Here is a 16,242-nt window from a genome sequence, read left to right as displayed (position 1 = left end):
TCCTGAGCCCCATCCTCCCCACTACGCCGTGGGCCAGGGCACCTGCGGCGAGCGGTAGTAGCCGATCCCCAGCGCCTCCCAGCGCGGCCCCTGCGCCGCGAGCCGCACCTTGTAGGTGTCCCAGTCGTGCGTCGACGCGGGCGACCAGCCCAGCTCGGCCGCACCGGGCAGCCGGGGGAAGGCCATGACGTCGATGTCGGCGGAGGTCACCATCGTCTCCGTCCACAGCGGCGCCTCGACCCCGCGGACCGCCGAGCCCGGCACGCCCGGCAGATAGCTGCCCGGATCCCAGTCGTAGGCCCGTTTCACCTCCACCAGGCCGGCCCAGTCCTGCCCGAGCGGGGTGTCCGCGGTGTACTTCATGTCAAGGTAGATCCGGTCGGCGGGCGACAGCACGAGCCCCGTCCCGTTCCGCGCGGCCTCGGCCACCTGCGCCTTCTCCGCGGCACTGGTGTCGTCGAGCCCCCAGTACTGTGCGATCGCGCCCTTCGCCGGGCTCGCGCCGGTCAGCTGATGCCAGCCGACCACGGTCTTCCCGTACTTCGTGACGAGGGGCTGCACCTTGTCCATGAAGGTCACATAGTCGGCGTGGCTGGTGGAGTGGGCCTCGTCCCCGCCGATGTGGAGGTAGCGCCCCGGCGTGAGCGCCGCCAGCTCCCGTACGACGTCGTCCACGAAGTCGTACGTCACCGGCTTCGCCACACACAGCGAGCTGAAGCCGACGTCGGTGCCGGTGTAGAGCGGGGGTGCGGTCCCGTCGCAGTTCAACTGGGCGTACGAGGCGAGCGCGGCGTTGGTGTGGCCCGGCATGTCGATCTCCGGGACGACCTCCAGATAGCGGGAGGCCGCGTACCGCACGATCTCCTTGTAGTCGGCCTTGGTGTAGTGGCCGCCCTGCCCGCCGCCGACCTGGGTGGAGCCTCCGTAGGTGGCCAGCCGCGGCCAGGAGTCGATCGCGATGCGCCAGCCCTGGTCGTCGCTCAGGTGCAGATGCAGCTTGTTGACCTTGTAGAGGGCCAGCTCGTCGATGTACCGCTTGACCTGGTCGACGCCGAAGAAGTGCCGGGAGACGTCGAGCATCGCGCCGCGGTAGCCGTAGCGCGGGGTGTCCTTGATGGTGCCGCCCGCGACGAGCCAGGGCCCGGGCTGCACGGAGTCCCTCTCGACGGCGGCGGGCAGCAGCTGGCGCAGGGTCTGCACACCGTGGAAGAGCCCGGCGGGCGCCGCGGCCGTGATGGTGACACCCTCCCGCCCGCTGACCAGCCGATAGCCCTCGTCTCCCAGGCCGCCAGCCCCGAGCCGCAGTTGTATGCCGCCCGCGCCCCGCGAGGTGACGGGCAGTGAGAACCCGGTGGAGGGGCGCAGGATGTCGGCCAGATACGCGCCGACCTGGCGGGCCTCCCGGGAGTCCTCGACCCGGATACGGGTGGCGTCGGTGATGCGGTACGGGGATCCGCCCGGGTCGACCGAGGCGGGCGCCGGGACGACCCGGCCGAGCGGGGTCGCGGTGCGGTCGGCGGCAAAGGCCCCCGCACCGGCGAGAGAGAGACTGGCGGCCACCATGAGCAGCAGCGTACCGAGCAGGCGGGGCGTTCTGTGCTGTGTCACATGCGCTCCCTTCGGAAGACCCGTCGAATGGGTATAGACCACTCTGCCGCAGAGCCGGTGAAACAATCCCCCTCATGGCGGAAATCATCCAGAAGGACGGGACGTGGACCTTCGACGGCGATGCGCTGCGGCTGACTCCGGGGCGCGACAAGAACGTGAGCCTGCTCCGCAAGACCTTGGGTGAACTGACCGTCCCGCTGGGCGCGTTGGCGGGAATCTCCTTCGAACAGGGCAAGAAGGCCGGGCGGCTGAGGCTGCGGCTGCGCGACGGCGCCGACCCGCTGCTGCAGGCCACCGGCGGCAAGCTCGCCGAACCGAACGACCCCTACCAGCTCACCGTCGAGTCCGACCGCTACGGCGTCGCCGAGTACATCGTGGACGAGATCCGGGGCGCGCTGCTCCTCGACCAGGTGCCGGCCGATCCGGTCGACGGCTATCTGCTCCCCGGCCCCTCCGTGCCGGTGTCCGTCTCCGCGGGCGACGGCACCGCGAGCTTCGACGGCGAGCACGTACGCCTGGAGTGGAACTGGAAGACCGAGGACTCCAAGTCCGCCGCGGGCGCCCGTACCCTCGCCCTCGCCGCCCTCACCACCGTCGAGTGGCACCCGGCGGTCGGTCTGGAGAACGGCTACCTCCGCTTCACCGTCCGCGGCGCGGAGACCAAGGCCCCGCCGAAGTACGACCCCAACTCCGTCGAACTGTGGGGCTTCAAGAAGGACCCGCTGATGGCCCTGGTCGCGGCGGCGGTGCAGGCACGGCTGCCGCATCCGACGGCGGCGCGGGACAGGGCGCCGGTGGAGGAGCCGCGGCCCCCGGCCGTCACCCCGGAGGCCGACCACGACGCCCTGCTCCGCCGCCTGCGCGAACTCGGCGAGCTCCACCGGTCCGGCGTCCTGACGGACGAGGAGTTCACCCTGGCCAAACAGGCGGTCCTCAAGCGCTTGTAGAGACACGCTTGAGGACCGCCCAGGTCGTCACACCTCGCCTTCTAGGCGGACAACCACGTGCTTTCCGGGGCGCGGGGCTGTGACATGTGCGGCTCCGCCGCGTGTGCGCGCCCAGCCCCCACGGACCCGCAGCCGACTAGCGAGCCCGTCGAGCCACCGTGAAGTGGTCGACTTCCGCCCCGGTCTCGGCAATGCCCCGCACCGTCAGCGTGGCCAGCCGCCCCTTGTGCGCGGGCGTGACATCCACCCGCAGGAACGAGTAGTTGAGGTACCGCACCCGAGACCAGGCGACCGTCTCGTTCTGCTTGCCGTCCTTGAGGTTGATGAAGGAGGCGACGGAGTCGACCTCGTTCAGGTGACCCTCGTACGAGTCCGGGGCGGTGAACGCGTACAGGCTGCGCCCGGCCGCACCCGCCGTCACGTACACGACACCGTCGGTCTCGGGGTACGCCGTGCCGCCGATCGGCAGCTTCTTGCTGACCGCGTTGCCCTTGATGACGTCCGTGCGCTCGTACTGGTGGTTGTGGCCGTTGATGACCAGGTCCACCGTGTACTTCTCGAACAGCGGCACCCACTCCTGTCGCACGCCCCCCTCCGAGGCGTGCGCCGTGGAGGTGCAGTACGCGCAGTGGTGGAAGAAGATCACGACGAAGTCGACGTCCTTCGACGCCCGGAACTTCTTGAGCTGCGCCTCAAGCCACTTCGTCTGGGTTCCTCCGGAGATGCCCAGGTTCGCCGGGATCTCGAAGGAGATGTCGTTGGCGTCCAGCGAGATGATCGCCGTGTTGCCGTAGACGAAGGAGTAGACGCCGGGCAGGTTCGCCTTGTCCGGACCGTTGTCCGGCAGCGTCCAGCGGGCCTCTTCGCCGCCGTAGCCGTTGGGCGAGTACCAGGCCTCCATGTCGTGGTTGCCGTACGCGGGCATCCACGGGACCTGCTTGGCGACCGTCTCGGTCTGGGCGAGGAACTGGTCCCAGATACGCGAGTCGAAGCCGGTGTCCTCCTTCTTGCCCGCGCCGGCCGGGTCCGCGTACGCGATGTCGCCGGCGTGCAGGTGGAAGGCCGGGTTCTGGCCGAGCAGCAGGGCGTCGTTGGCGAGGCCGTGGTAGCCGACACCCTCGTCGCCGAAGGCCGTGAAGGTGAACGGCTCGGCGTGCGAGGGCGCGGTGGTGAAGGTGCCGAGCGTGCCCAGCAGGTGGGGCGCGCACGGGTCGAAGCCCGCGTGGCCGACGCCGTAGTAGTACGTCTTGCCGGGGCGCAGGTGGGTGAGCTTGGCGTGCAGGTAGTACTGCGTGTGGTCGCCGCTCGCGCCGACGCCCGCCGGGGTGTAGAGGGTGCGGACCTCGGCCTCGATCTTGCGGGAGAGGTCCCAGGGGTGGGCACCGATGCGGATGAACGGCTTCTTCACCGCGGCCGGAACCTGCCAGGAGACCGTGATCTCCGTACGCGGGTCATTGCCGAAGGCGAGGTGGCGGCCGAAGGGGGCGACGAGGGCACCGTCGACCTTCTCGGTCGAGGAGCTGGTGGCCTGTGTCGGTACAGCGGCCTGTGCGACGGCGCCGGGCACGAAGGTGCCGCCCGCGACGGCGCCGAGAGTCACGGCCCCGCCTCTGATCATGTTGCGCCGGGAGAACTTGGCGCGGAGATACTCGTGCTGCTCGGCCATGGTCATGCGCTCGGCGAGCTTCTCCGGTACGCCCATGCGTGGAGTGTCCATGGCCACAGAAGTTGCTCCCGGCAATCGACGCGGCACAAGACGCAGGATGGACAGCTTGCTAACAGCCCCCCATAAGACCTTCAACAGTCTCTTGCCCGATATCGGGCAGGATTCTTGCGAATCACACTCCGGTACCCCAGGATCAACGGGTGCACGACGAACTTGTTGATCACCTGACGCGCTCCACGCCCCTGAACCGGGGCGAGGCACTGCGGGTGATCCAGGACGTCCTCGCCTACTTCGACGAGACGACCGAGGAGTACGTCCGTCGCCGCCACCGCGAGCTCCAGGCCCAGGGCCTGGTCAACGCGACGATCTTCGAACGGATCGAGGCGGACCTGAAGTACCGGTCGGTCGCGCCGCCGGAGCTCACGCTCAGACAGCTGCGCCGCATCGTCTACGGCTGATCGTGCACCGGGACCGCCGATCAGCCGATTGGCCGATCTTGACCATTTCTCTCTACCACCAGGGGCCTTGACTTTATGTGCGGAATCGTCGGATACATCGGCAGGCGTGACGTGGCACCGCTGCTGCTCGAAGGCCTGCAGCGCCTGGAGTACCGCGGCTACGACTCGGCGGGCATCGTCGTCACGACCCCGAAGTCGACCGGCCTGAAGATGGTCAAGGCCAAGGGGCGGGTCCGTGACCTGGAGGCCAAGGTCCCCGCGCGCTTCAAGGGCACCACCGGCATCGCCCACACCCGCTGGGCCACCCACGGCGCCCCCTCCGACGTGAACGCCCACCCGCACATGTCGGCCGACAGCAAGGTCGCGGTCGTCCACAACGGCATCATCGACAACGCCTCCGACCTGCGCAAGAAGCTCGAAGCCGACGGAGTGGAGTTCCTCTCCGAGACCGACACCGAGGTCCTCACCCATCTGATCGCCCGTTCCCAGGCCGAGAAGCTGGAGGACAAGGTCCGCGAGGCGCTCCGGGTGATCGAGGGCACGTACGGGATCGCGGTCCTGCACGCCGACTTCCCCGACCGCATCGTGGTGGCCCGCAACGGCTCCCCGGTCGTCCTCGGCATCGGCGAGAAGGAGATGTTCGTCGCCTCGGACATCGCCGCCCTGGTCACCCACACCCGCCAGATAGTGACTCTTGACGACGGCGAGATGGCCACCCTCAAGGCCGACGACTTCCGCACGTACACCACCGAGGGCACCCGTACGACCTCCGAGCCGACCACCGTGGAGTGGGAGGCCGCGTCGTACGACATGGGCGGCCACGACACGTACATGCACAAGGAGATCCACGAGCAGGCCGACGCCGTGGACCGGGTGCTGCGCGGCCGTATCGACGACCGGTTCTCCACCGTGCACCTCGGCGGCCTGAACCTGGACGCCCGCGAGGCGCGCCAGATCCGCCGTGTGAAGATCCTCGGCTGCGGCACCTCGTACCACGCGGGCATGATCGGCGCCCAGATGATCGAGGAGCTCGCCCGCATCCCCGCCGACGCCGAGCCGGCCTCCGAGTTCCGCTACCGCAACGCGGTCGTCGACCCCGACACCCTGTACGTGGCCGTGTCCCAGTCCGGCGAGACGTACGACGTACTGGCCGCCGTCCAGGAGCTGAAGCGCAAGGGCGCGCGGGTGCTCGGTGTGGTCAATGTCGTCGGCTCGGCGATCGCCCGCGAGGCGGACGGCGGCATGTACGTCCACGCGGGCCCCGAGGTCTGCGTCGTCTCGACCAAGTGCTTCACCAACACGACCGTCGCCTTCGCGCTGCTCGCCCTGCACCTCGGCCGTACCCGCGACCTGTCGGTCCGCGACGGCAAGCGGATCATCGAGGGCCTGCGCAAGCTGCCCGCGCAGATCTCCGAGATCCTGGAGCAGGAGGACGAGATCAAGAAGCTGGCCGCGGAGTACGCCGAGGCCCGCTCGATGCTCTTCATCGGCCGCGTCCGGGGCTACCCGGTGGCCCGTGAGGCCTCCCTGAAGCTCAAGGAGGTCTCGTACATCCACGCCGAGGCCTACCCCGCCTCCGAGCTCAAGCACGGCCCGCTGGCGCTCATCGAGCCCGCCCTGCCCACGGTCGCGATCGTCCCCGACGACGACCTCCTGGAGAAGAACCGCGCCGCCCTGGAGGAGATCAAGGCCCGCAGCGGCAGGATCCTCGCGGTGGCGCACCAGGAGCAGGAGAAGGCCGACCAGACGATCGTCGTCCCGAAGAACGAGGACGAGCTGGACCCGATCCTCATGGGCATCCCGCTGCAACTCCTCGCCTACCACACGGCGTTGGCCCTGGGCCGCGACATCGACAAGCCGCGCAACCTCGCCAAGTCGGTGACGGTGGAGTAGTACGCCCGCCCCTTCAGGGGCGCGGGGCGCTGACATCATGCGGCTCCGCCGCGTGGGCGCGAGCAACCCCCACAAACCCGCACCCGAAAACACCAAGAACGGGTCCCCGTGCACGCCACCAGCGCACAGGGACCCGTTCTTTCCGTGGGCCGGGGCCGCCCTCCCCCAAGCTCTCAACTTCGTTCGAGCAGGGGGGACCCCCATCCCGGCCCGCGCCGACTTCAGCCGGTGGCCGTCACCCCCCGGCCGGCGGCGCGTCCCGGAAGCGTGGTGGGCCAGTGCGCCATGGCCGCCGTGGCCCCGTACCAGGCCAGCAGGCCGCTCACGGCGGCGAACCACCCCGCGGCCTTCGCCAGCCCACTGGAGTCGCCGAACTGCCCGACGGCGAGCAGAAGAAGCGACACGAAGAGCAACGCGTACGTGCCCCGTACGAGCATCGGGGCGCCGGAGGCCGCGGCGGTCAGGCTGAGCGCGACGAGCGCGAACAGGAGCAGGAAGAGACCGGCCGCGTTGGCGGACATCTGTGTGTCGGCCGTGACGCCCCAGGTGAACCAGAACGCGCCGAGCGCCGTGAACGCCGTACCGGTGAAGGCGTCGTGGTCGCGGAAGGCGAACAGGCCGGCGACGAAGAGCGCGATGCCACCGACATAGGTGGCGAGGGAGACGGAGTCGGCCGCTGTCACGCCGTCGATCACTCGGGTGTGCCCGAGGCCGAAGAGCAACAGGGTGAGTCCGAGCGCGAGATGACCGAGGGTGGAGGTGATGCTTCCCGCGGAGACGTCTTTGTCCACGGCGGGCTCCCTTCATGCATGTGCAGTTGTGCTGCGTGGTGCCGGCCGTGAGGTAGGGCCGGTGACCGGTATGTACCCTTCACAAGGGCACGAACCACCTCTACGCATGAGTAGATTTACGCCGCCGGGAGCAGGCGGCCGGGCGCGCGCCAACAGGTGGTCGGGCGCGCGCCAAAAGGAGTTGACGACGGGTCAGGCAATGGTGACGACGGATCAGGGAATGACGATCACCGGGCGCTGGGCACGCTTGGCGAGCCGTCCGGCCACCGAGCCGAAGATGCGCCCCACGATGCCGTGCGTGGAGCCGACGACGATCGCGTCCGCCTCGTACTCCCGCCCCACCTCTTCGAGTTCGTGGCAGATGTCTCCGCCGCGCTCGACGAGGATCCAGGGCACCTCGGCCAGATACTCGGCGCAGGCGAGTTCGAGTCCGAGCACCTCGGTGCGGTGGTCGGGCACGTCGACGAAGACGGGTGGCTCACAGCCGGCCCACACCGTGGTGGGCAGCCGGTTGGCCACATGCACGATGATCAGGCCCGAACCGGAGCGGTGGGCCATCCCGATCGCGTAGGCGAGGGCGCGCTCGCTGGACGTCGAACCGTCGAAGCCGACGACGACGCCGTGCTTGAAGGCAGGATCGCAGGACTGGCGGGAGTCTTCCGCCGCCAGGGGCTCGGCCGCCGTAGGATCGGCGAGCGGGCGCTTGCGGTTCGCGGGATCGAAGAATTCGTGACCGGCCATGGGTATCTCGGCGTTTGGATCCTCGTGGTGGGGACGACAACGATCGGCAGAGCTGTGTCCGGGAATCATCTTCCCAACCCCATACCCCCAAGGGTACGGCGGCACGCCTCCCTCTGCCCAGATCCCGCGCGCACTGCGCGGCGTTCCCCGGAGCATGCATGAGAGGCGCCCGTAACGCAATGGTTGCTGCCCCGTACAGGCGGTTTGCACAGGGTTCACCCAGGCACGGGGTCTTTCCTGGGTGACCGGCGGCTCGAACACGCGTTGAACAGATGAGCCACTGCCATGGAGCGCACTGGAGTACCAGGGAACCAGGGAGCAGACCGTGCCCGGAACAGAGACCGTGCCCCACCCCTCCCCCGCGGCGCCGGCCACGTCGCCCCCCGTACCGGACACGGTGAGTGACGTGGTGCGCTGGGCGGCCTTCAGCTGTGTCCTGGTCCCGGTCGTCCTCGTCTGGTACGGCACCTCGCTGGCGGGCGCGACCGGTACGGCACTGGGCCTGGCGGCCGTGACCGGGGTCTGCCGGGTGCTGCTGCGCCAGTCCGAGCGCGGCGCGGCCCGTATGCGCGCCGAGGAGCACACCCCCCACCGCGCCCGGCACGGCAGGCCCGGCCCGCGGGGCGGCGGACGGCAGGGCGGCGGACGGCAGGGCGGCGGCCCGCACGAGCACGGCCGACCCGTTCGTGGCCGCCGGGGGCGCGGCGAAGCGCCCCGCGGCGAGCGGAACCCCGGCACACGGGAAGGGAGCGGTGGCGAGGGGGACGGCGACCGGCAGGATCGCGACGGACGCGGTGGCGACGGGCGCGGTGGCGACGGACACGGCAGCGGCAGCGGCAGCCCACGGGAACCCGGCACCTGGGACCAAGGCCCGGGAGCCCCGGCCACGGGGGACCCGAACCCGAGCGACCCGACCGCGAGGAACCTCATCACCTGGGACCGGACCCCGCAGAACCTGATCACGTGGGACCAGGGCACACGGAACCCCCGCCCCCAGGACGACAGCGGCCCGCACGAGCACCCCGCACGACACCGCGGGGCGCAGGATAGGGCCGACTCGCACATTATGAACGGCTTGCCGGGCAGTAGTGGCTCGGGGGCGCACAGGGGCGGGCGTCACAGCGGAGGAAAGACGCCGGTTGACTGACCGGTTTGCGCGCACGCCCCCGCTTCTTTTCAGCCAACTTCGGCCACCCACGCATCCCTTGCTCGAACGACCCCCCAACCCCCGTTCGACCTGCACCGAAAGGGCCCTGAAGGGCGTACGCACCCTATGGGGATTGGCCACTGACACGAGGCGCACTTCCCTGCACGGCCCACGAGTGCAACGCTTCGTGATCGAATGCTTCACGCCAAGTTGCCATGTCGACATTATGTGGAGTGCCGAACTGGTCACCTTGGCGCCACGGGACACAGTAGATTCGATCTTGACTGTCTTACGGCGGGGGACTCGTGCAGGACCGAGGGGAAACGTGCAGGAGCGACACAACCGAGGAGCCGCGACCACCGAGGGGGGCTTAGCAGTATGAGCCACGACTCCACTGCCGCGCCGGAAGCCGCGGCCCGGAAACTTTCCGGGCGACGCCGCAAGGAGATCGTCGCGGTGCTGCTGTTCAGCGGCGGCCCCATCTTCGAGAGTTCCATACCGCTGTCGGTGTTCGGGATCGACCGCCAGGACGCCGGCGTGCCGCGCTATCGCCTTCTGGTGTGCGGCGGCGAGGACGGCCCACTGCGGACCACAGGAGGCCTGGAACTCACCGCGCCGCATGGCCTGGAGGCGATCTCGCGGGCTGGCACCGTCGTGGTGCCGGCCTGGCGCTCGATCACCTCGCCGCCACCGGAGGAGGCGCTCGACGCGCTGCGCCGGGCGCACGAGGAGGGGGCCCGCATAGTAGGGCTGTGCACCGGCGCCTTCGTGCTGGCCGCGGCCGGACTGCTGGACGGCCGCCCGGCGACGACCCACTGGATGTACGCACCGACGCTGGCCAAGCGCTACCCGTCGGTCCACGTCGATCCACGAGAACTCTTCGTGGACGACGGGGACGTACTGACCTCCGCGGGTACGGCGGCCGGAATCGATCTCTGTCTCCACATCGTGCGGACGGACCACGGCAACGAGGCGGCCGGCGCACTCGCCCGACGCCTGGTGGTCCCGCCGCGCCGAAGCGGCGGCCAGGAGCGCTATCTCGATCGGTCTTTACCGGAGGAGATCGGCGCCGACCCCCTCGCGGAGGTCGTCGCCTGGGCGCTGGAGCACCTCCACGAGCAGTTCGACGTCGAAACGCTGGCGGCACGCGCGTACATGAGCCGCCGCACCTTCGACCGCCGGTTCCGCTCGCTCACGGGGAGCGCTCCCCTGCAGTGGCTGATCACTCAGCGTGTACTGCAGGCGCAGCGGCTGCTGGAGACCTCCGACTACTCGGTCGACGAGGTCGCCGGGCGCTGCGGCTTCCGCTCGCCGGTCGCGCTGCGGGGTCACTTCCGGCGCCAGCTCGGCTCGTCCCCGGCCGCGTACCGGGCGGCGTACCGGGCGCGCAGGCCGCAGTCCGACCGGCCGTCGAACGCGGACGGCCCCACGGGCCAGGGCGGGCCACCCCCGGCGCTGAGCCAGGAGAGCCCGGTCCCGATGCAGACCCGCCGGACGGCTGCCGCCGCTTCGCTGGGCCCCTCGACGTCACTGTCGACGGAGCCGGGCAAGGCGGGCACCGAGCTGTACGCCGGGCGGCCGAGCCTGCCGGGGCAGCGCAGCGCGCCATAGCGAGGTGACACCGGACGGTGGCGGCCCGGGACCCGACTGGAGTCCCGGGCCGCCACCGTTCCGCTGTCCGTCCCAGGCCAGGGGCGTCCCGGATCTGCCCGTGCGCCGGAGCGCGCCGTAGGGTTGGGGCCATGAACGATCGCATGGTGTGGATCGACTGCGAGATGACCGGGCTCTCGCTGTCGGAGGATGCACTCATCGAGGTGGCCGCGCTGGTCACCGACTCGGAGCTGAACGTGCTCGGCGAAGGGGTGGACATCGTGATCCGCCCGCCGGAGCGGGCGCTGGAGACGATGCCGGACGTGGTGCGCCAGATGCACACGGCCTCCGGCCTCCTCGAAGAGCTGGCCGCGGGCACGACCCTGGCGGACGCCGAGGCACAGGTCCTCGCCTACGTACGTGAGCACGTCAAGGAGCCGGGCAAGGCCCCGCTGTGCGGGAACTCGGTCGGCACCGACCGGGGCTTCCTGTCCCGCGACATGGCCGCCCTTGAGGACTACCTCCACTACCGCATCGTGGACGTCTCCTCCGTCAAGGAGCTGGCCCGCCGCTGGTACCCCCGGGCCTACTTCAACAGCCCGGAGAAGAACGGCAACCACCGCGCCCTCGCCGACATCCGCGAATCCATCGCGGAGCTCCGCTACTACCGCGAGGCGATCTTCGTCCCGCAGCCCGGCCCGGACTCGGACACCGCCCGCACGATCGCGGCGAAGCACGTCCTGCCCACGGAATGAGCCCGGCGACCGGCCGGGTCCGGGGCCCCGACGACCCCCCGAGGGGCGCCGCATAAAGGCGGGCGCGAGCACCCCTCCGGACCCTGTACACTTTTTCTCGGCCGGTCAGGGAAACCAGGACCGGTCGTGGTGGGTGTAGCTCAGCTGGTAGAGCACCTGGTTGTGGTCCAGGATGTCGCGGGTTCAAGTCCCGTCACTCACCCTTGCATGAAAGGCCTCTAACCTGCGGAAACGCAGGTCAGAGGCCTTTTGGTTGCCCAGCTTGGCCAAACAGCGGCCGAACGCGGCCGGATTTTGGGCGCGACGGTTCGTGGGAGTCCGAGAGGTTCGCAGAGCCGGCCGAGGCAGAAGCCTTCAAGAAGCTCGTTGGGCGTCGGTGTCGTGGGCGGCCTGGACGACGTCGGTGTCGTGGGCGCCCGGCCTGCCGCAGGCGATGTTCTCGTGGATGGAGTCGTGCAGGATGAGCGTCTTCCGGGGCAGCAGGGCGACGTTCTCCCGCAGGAAGTCCGCCGGCAGCCGGTCCAGTGGGACCCCGTCCAGCAGGACCAGCCCGGCGGCCGGGTCGTAGAAACACAGCAGTAGTTTGGCGACGGTGGACTTGCCGGCCCAGTTCGACCGCGCTGTCGGTCGCCGGGTCAGTGACGGCGGGCCTGGCGTCGAGGATCTCCAGCAGCCGCTCGGCGCCGGCGGTGGCGGCGGTGGCGGCGGTGGCGGCGGTGGCGGCGGTGGCGGCGGTCAGGGTCAGGCCGAGCCGGCTGAGGGAGCGGATCGGCGGGTACAGGTAGCCCAGGGAGGCGGCGAAGGCCAGCAGTTGACCGATGGTCATCCGGTCCTGGGAGATCTCCCAGGCGCCGAGCCCGATCACGACAAGCACGCAGAGCGTCTCGACGACCTCGACGAGCTGTTCGTAGAGCTCGCTGAGGCGGCGCCGGTCACCGAGGCACGCATCCAGGCACGGGCCTCTCGACGCAGCCGCCTCTCCTCGGCCCGCCTGCGGTTGTGGGCCTGGGTCAGGACGTCCCCGGTGAGACGCTCGACCAGATCGCCGGTGCGGTGACGGCTGAAGAAGTCGGGCGGCAGGATCTGGACATGGGCGAAGACCTTCTCCCGCATCCGCATCACAAGGCGTTCGGCGGTCCAGTCCGCGAGTGAGTTGCCGAGGTGACCGACGAACGCGCCGAGCAGCGCTGCGGCGAGCCACATGCCGGCCGGGGCCCAGAAGGCGGAGAGCGAGCCGGACTGGAGCGCGTTGTCGGTCAGTTCGCTGGACAACAGGGCCGACGCGGTCTCGGCAAGGGCGGCGAGCACCACACAGACGCGGATCAGCACCAGCCCGGAGCGGTCCCCCTTGGTCAGCGGCCGGAAACGGCTGAACGCGTGGCGGACCGGGACACCGACCCTCGGATGCCTTCTCCGCGTCGATGACCCGGTACTTCAGCGGGGTTCAGCAGGGGCTGCGCCAGCGGCCCAGGGCGAGCCGTTTACGCATGGAGTCGAGGCCGAGGCGCTTGGCGATCGGGCAGAACGTGCGCTTGGGCACGCTGTACTCCACGTGGAAGACGGCCTTGTCCGCCTTGATGAAGGGACTCAGCGACGGGCATTCGTGGAACTCCGCGCATTGCTCGTTGACCGCGAAATCGAAGTCACGGACCAGGTCGGGGATCTGTTCCAGGTCGTTCTTGAGGCCGACCGCCATGCCCCGTTCGTGGACGAGGTCCGCGATCATGCGGTTGTAGGCGAGCTGGTCGGCGGCGGTCAGCGGGAAGCCGGTGTCGTTGGTGTAGGCGTCCGCGAGGTCGGGCTCGACGGCGTCGAAGCCCTTCGCGCGGCACATGTCGAGACGTGCGGCCATGATGGGGCGCAGCAGCGAGCGGCGGCGGATGTCGAGCCAGCGCTCGCCGCTCCAGCCGTCGGAGCGGCCGAGGACGGAGGCGGGGAAGGCGCCGCGGTCGGGGCGGAAGGACTCCCAGGCGCCGGCGTTGATGTAGCAGATGACTTTGCGGCCGCTCCTGTGGAGGCGTCGCACGAGGGCGGCGCTGTTCGTGAAACCGTCGATGTCGTAGACGGGGACGGCTACGCGGGTGTCGACGCGGCCACTGAGCTGCCACTGCCAGGCCGTGCCGGGGCGCGGTTGCCAGCGTGCGGCCGACGGGTGTTCGCCGGAGGTGCGGTCGGGGGTGCGGTCCGGGACGGTGACACACCCGGTGAGCAGCCCCGTGAGCACTGCCGTGAACAGCAGGGACACGGCTGACAGCAGAAGTGGCGGGCGGGGTGTGAACCTCATGTGGTTCCCCTCCTCACGGCGGGGGGCAGGGCGGCCCAGGGGTTCGCGCCCGCACCCGGCACCGCGCAGTGGATGCCGGCTCGGCGGATCCGTGCGGTGCGGGCGGCCAGGTCGCACAGGCCGTCGGGGATGCCGTGGATCAGATGGCAGAAGCGGGCCGGCGGGTGCGCCGCGGTCCAGGAGGGCGCGGTCGAGGTGAGATAGGTCTGCCAGTCCCCTTCGAAGGTGACCAGCAGATCGGCGATGGAGGCGTAGCCGGGATCAGGGTGGATTCCCGGGTTGAGCGTGACGGTGCCGGCGCCGTGGTCGCGGGCCTCGTCGGCCAGCGCGCGATAGTACGGCAGCAGGCCGGCTTCGGCGCCGGCCTGATCGAGAAAGACGCCGTCGGTTCCGTACCAGCTGATGTGGTGGCGCAGCTCGTGGAGCACCGTCTGGTGGGGACGGGTGCCGTAGGCGGTGTCGAGGTATCCGAGCACGCGTACGCCCGCCGCGCGCAGGGCCCCGGCGGCGGCGGCGAAGGCCGGGTCGCGGGTCGCGCCGGGGCCGTCGGCGACGTTGAGGACGACGCCGTACAGCCGCGACGGGACCCGCGTCAGGGCCTGCCACGCCGCCGGGTCCACAGCGGGGTGGACGTACAGCGGAACAAGCAATCGGCCGTGTGTCATGCCGGGGTCGTGGTCGGGGACGGGGTCGGGGGCGTGCCGGTGCGCGAGGTCCACAGGTCGGCGAGCGAGGTGGCGAGGGTGCGTTCGGGGTGCCAGCCCAGAGCTGTGGCGGCGGCTGTGATGGCCGCCTGCTGCCAGGAGACGGCTGACGAGCGCTGGGAACCGGTGCCGTTCTCGTCGATCCGGCCGTGGAATCCGCTGATCCTGGCCAGGCCTTCCGCGACCTCGCGGACCCGGGTGGCGCTGCCGCCGGCGATGTTGAGGATGCGGGGCAGCGGGCCGGGGGCGGTGGTGGCGAGGACGGCGGCACGGGCCACGTCCCGTGCGTCGACGAAGTCGCGGTACGCGGACAGGTCACCGACCCGCACCGCGCCGTCCGGCCCGGCGCGCAGCAGTTCGTCGGCGAGCCGGCCGGGCAGGCTGGTGCCGGGCGAGCCCGGCCCGAGGGGGTTGAAGACCCGTAGGACGACGGCGTCCAGTGCGGCCTCGGCGACGGTCAGCGAACCCGCCAGTTTGGTGGCCCCGTACGCGCCCTGCGGGCAGGTGGCGGAGTCCTCGCCGAGCGGCTGCCCGGAGTTCGTCCCGTACTCGCCTGCGGATCCGAGATGGACCAGACGTACCGGGAGGTCGGCCGCGGTCAGGGCCTCGCACAGCACGGCGGGCCCCCGGGCGTTGGTCTCCGCCAGCAGAAGCGGGCCGCCTCCGACGGCGCCGGCGCAGTTGACGACGGCGTCCGGGGCCAGCGTGTGCAGGTCGGCGGCGAGAGCGGGGACGGTGGCGGTGGTGAGGTCGACCCGCAGGTCGGCGCCCGGGGAGCGGCCGGCGCGGAGCACCCGGACGCCGGACAGGGCGCGCAGGTGCTCCGTGATGTGCCGGCCCAGGAACCCGGTGGAGCCCAGGACGAGGACGCGCATCAGGTCACGCTCCCTTCAGCAGCAGGTCGCGGTGGGTGGTGAACTCGGCGTTCGCCCGGTCGTAGTCGTCCGGGCGGCCGATGTCCAGCCAGTAGCCGTCGAACTCGTGGGCGGCCGGTGGGGTGCCGTCGCGGAGCAGGTCGAGGACGAGTTCGTCGAAGCCGAGCGGCAGGCCGGGGGTGTAGCCGTCCAGGGTGGACCGGGAGAGCCCGTAGACGCCCATGGACACCCGGTAGTCCAGGGTCGGCTTCTCGGTGAAGCCGACGACCTGCTTGCTGTCGGTGGTGAGGACGCCGAAGTCGATCCTCACCTTGCGGCAGTACGTGGCGATGGTCAGCGGCGCGCCGCCGGCCTGGTGGCCGCGCAGGACGGCGCGGAAGTCCAGGTCGGTGAGGATGTCGCCGTTCATGACCAGGAAGTGCTCCGGCAGCCGGTCGAGCATGGTCAGCACCGGGCCCATGGTGCCCAGCGGGCTGTCCTCGGTCGAGTAGTCGACGCGGATACCCCATTGGGAGCCGTCGCCGACGTAGGCGCGGATGATGTGGCCGAGGTGGCCGATGGCGATGGTGCAGCTGGTGAATCCCGAGTTGACGAGCTGCCGCATCACGATTTCCAGGATGGCGTGCTGGTCGCCGATGGGGACGAGCGGCTTGGGCAGGGCGGTGGTGTACGGGCGCAGCCGGACACCCTTGCCTCCGGCCAGAATGACTGCGTGCATGGCGGACTCCCTTGTCGGTCGGTCGGTGGCCGATGGCCTGGGACGAGTCGTCAGACGTTGTGGAT

At 70.4% G+C, this 16,242-nt stretch carries 15 protein-coding genes, 1 tRNA gene and 1 pseudogene; 7 read left to right on the top strand and 10 right to left on the bottom strand.

The window, feature by feature from the left end; all coding sequences use genetic code 11:
* Positions 1-21: 21 nt before the first annotated feature.
* Positions 22-1,563, bottom strand: coding sequence for a beta-N-acetylhexosaminidase (locus RV986_RS33435; RefSeq protein WP_475924527.1), 1,542 nt, complete (start codon positions 1,561-1,563; stop codon positions 22-24).
* Positions 1,564-1,682: 119 nt separating this feature from the next.
* On the opposite strand from RV986_RS33435, the gene RV986_RS33430 reads away from it, so the two are divergent.
* A complete protein-coding gene (locus tag RV986_RS33430; protein ID WP_475920932.1) occupies positions 1,683-2,555 on the top strand; it encodes a DUF4429 domain-containing protein in 873 nt (290 codons plus the stop codon).
* A 136-nt stretch (positions 2,556-2,691) separates the two neighbouring features.
* Here RV986_RS33430 and RV986_RS33425 read toward each other — a convergent pair whose 3' ends face one another.
* A complete protein-coding gene (locus RV986_RS33425; RefSeq protein ID WP_475924526.1) occupies positions 2,692-4,257 on the bottom strand; it encodes a purple acid phosphatase family protein in 1,566 nt (521 codons plus the stop codon).
* A gap of 164 nt (positions 4,258-4,421) precedes the next feature.
* On the opposite strand from RV986_RS33425, the gene RV986_RS33420 reads away from it, so the two are divergent.
* Positions 4,422-4,679 carry a hypothetical protein gene (locus RV986_RS33420; RefSeq protein ID WP_475920931.1) on the top strand — a complete coding sequence of 86 codons (258 nt, stop codon included), beginning with the start codon at positions 4,422-4,424 and terminating at the stop codon, positions 4,677-4,679.
* A 75-nt stretch (positions 4,680-4,754) separates the two neighbouring features.
* Positions 4,755-6,572: a glutamine--fructose-6-phosphate transaminase (isomerizing) gene (glmS, locus tag RV986_RS33415; RefSeq protein WP_475920930.1), complete on the top strand. Its 1,818-nt coding sequence runs from the start codon at positions 4,755-4,757 to the stop codon at positions 6,570-6,572.
* Between the two features lie 221 nt (positions 6,573-6,793).
* On the opposite strand, the gene RV986_RS33410 is transcribed toward glmS, so the two are convergent.
* Positions 6,794-7,363: an acetate uptake transporter gene (locus tag RV986_RS33410; RefSeq protein WP_475920929.1), complete on the bottom strand. Its 570-nt coding sequence runs from the start codon at positions 7,361-7,363 to the stop codon at positions 6,794-6,796.
* A gap of 213 nt (positions 7,364-7,576) precedes the next feature.
* Entirely contained in the window at positions 7,577-8,104 is a 528-nt protein-coding gene (locus RV986_RS33405; RefSeq protein WP_475920928.1) for a universal stress protein, read from the bottom strand.
* Positions 8,105-8,447: 343 nt separating this feature from the next.
* Between RV986_RS33405 and RV986_RS33400 the strand changes: the two are divergent.
* The 4 genes and pseudogenes from RV986_RS33400 to RV986_RS33385 all read left to right on the top strand — a co-directional run.
* Positions 8,448-8,762: pseudogene (locus tag RV986_RS33400) on the top strand (hypothetical protein); the annotation flags it as partial.
* An 867-nt stretch (positions 8,763-9,629) separates the two neighbouring features.
* Positions 9,630-10,862 carry a helix-turn-helix domain-containing protein gene (locus RV986_RS33395; RefSeq protein WP_475920927.1) on the top strand — a complete coding sequence of 411 codons (1,233 nt, stop codon included), beginning with the start codon at positions 9,630-9,632 and terminating at the stop codon, positions 10,860-10,862.
* 131 nt (positions 10,863-10,993) lie between these two features.
* Positions 10,994-11,596 (top strand): oligoribonuclease, encoded by a 603-nt coding sequence (gene orn / locus RV986_RS33390; RefSeq protein ID WP_475920926.1) that lies wholly within the window; start codon positions 10,994-10,996, stop codon positions 11,594-11,596.
* 129 nt (positions 11,597-11,725) lie between these two features.
* Positions 11,726-11,798, top strand: a tRNA-His gene (locus tag RV986_RS33385).
* A gap of 152 nt (positions 11,799-11,950) precedes the next feature.
* Here RV986_RS33385 and RV986_RS33380 read toward each other — a convergent pair.
* The 6 genes from RV986_RS33380 to RV986_RS33355 all read right to left on the bottom strand — a co-directional run bounded on the left by RV986_RS33380 (position 11,951) and on the right by RV986_RS33355 (position 16,177).
* On the bottom strand, positions 11,951-12,172 hold the full coding sequence (locus RV986_RS33380) for a hypothetical protein (RefSeq protein WP_475924525.1): 222 nt from the start codon (positions 12,170-12,172) through the stop codon (positions 11,951-11,953).
* Between the two features lie 285 nt (positions 12,173-12,457).
* Positions 12,458-12,925, bottom strand: a complete 468-nt coding sequence (locus RV986_RS33375) for an ABC transporter transmembrane domain-containing protein (protein WP_475920925.1) — start codon at positions 12,923-12,925, stop codon at positions 12,458-12,460.
* 115 nt (positions 12,926-13,040) lie between these two features.
* On the bottom strand, positions 13,041-13,880 hold the full coding sequence (locus RV986_RS33370) for an endo alpha-1,4 polygalactosaminidase (protein WP_475920924.1): 840 nt from the start codon (positions 13,878-13,880) through the stop codon (positions 13,041-13,043).
* The gene (locus tag RV986_RS33365; RefSeq protein WP_475920923.1) at positions 13,877-14,545 is read right to left on the bottom strand and encodes a spherulation-specific family 4 protein; all 669 of its coding nucleotides are present in this window, start codon (positions 14,543-14,545) and stop codon (positions 13,877-13,879) included. The genes RV986_RS33370 and RV986_RS33365 overlap by 4 nt, the downstream gene beginning before the upstream one ends.
* Positions 14,542-15,459: an NAD-dependent epimerase/dehydratase family protein gene (locus tag RV986_RS33360; protein ID WP_475920922.1), complete on the bottom strand. Its 918-nt coding sequence runs from the start codon at positions 15,457-15,459 to the stop codon at positions 14,542-14,544. Before RV986_RS33360 ends, RV986_RS33365 begins: the two co-directional genes overlap by 4 nt.
* Positions 15,460-15,463: 4 nt before the next feature.
* The gene (locus RV986_RS33355) at positions 15,464-16,177 is read right to left on the bottom strand and encodes a nucleotidyltransferase family protein (protein ID WP_475920921.1); all 714 of its coding nucleotides are present in this window, start codon (positions 16,175-16,177) and stop codon (positions 15,464-15,466) included.
* Positions 16,178-16,242: the final 65 nt, after the last annotated feature.

It is taken from the genome of Streptomyces sp. RLA012, from assembly GCF_056270325.1.
This window is presented reverse-complemented; position numbering and strand designations above follow the sequence as displayed.

Coding starts and splice junctions, on each gene's coding strand:
- RV986_RS33365 (WP_475920923.1), bottom strand. CDS start 14,545: ATGACACACGGCCGATTGCTTGTTCCGCTGTACGTCCACCCCGCTGTG.
- RV986_RS33360 (WP_475920922.1), bottom strand. CDS start 15,459: ATGCGCGTCCTCGTCCTGGGCTCCACCGGGTTCCTGGGCCGGCACATC.
- orn (WP_475920926.1), top strand. CDS start 10,994: ATGAACGATCGCATGGTGTGGATCGACTGCGAGATGACCGGGCTCTCG.
- RV986_RS33435 (WP_475924527.1), bottom strand. CDS start 1,563: ATGGTGGCCGCCAGTCTCTCTCTCGCCGGTGCGGGGGCCTTTGCCGCC.
- RV986_RS33355 (WP_475920921.1), bottom strand. CDS start 16,177: ATGCACGCAGTCATTCTGGCCGGAGGCAAGGGTGTCCGGCTGCGCCCG.
- RV986_RS33425 (WP_475924526.1), bottom strand. CDS start 4,257: ATGGGCGTACCGGAGAAGCTCGCCGAGCGCATGACCATGGCCGAGCAG.
- glmS (WP_475920930.1), top strand. CDS start 4,755: ATGTGCGGAATCGTCGGATACATCGGCAGGCGTGACGTGGCACCGCTG.
- RV986_RS33370 (WP_475920924.1), bottom strand. CDS start 13,880: ATGAGGTTCACACCCCGCCCGCCACTTCTGCTGTCAGCCGTGTCCCTG.
- RV986_RS33405 (WP_475920928.1), bottom strand. CDS start 8,104: ATGGCCGGTCACGAATTCTTCGATCCCGCGAACCGCAAGCGCCCGCTC.
- RV986_RS33430 (WP_475920932.1), top strand. CDS start 1,683: ATGGCGGAAATCATCCAGAAGGACGGGACGTGGACCTTCGACGGCGAT.
- RV986_RS33395 (WP_475920927.1), top strand. CDS start 9,630: ATGAGCCACGACTCCACTGCCGCGCCGGAAGCCGCGGCCCGGAAACTT.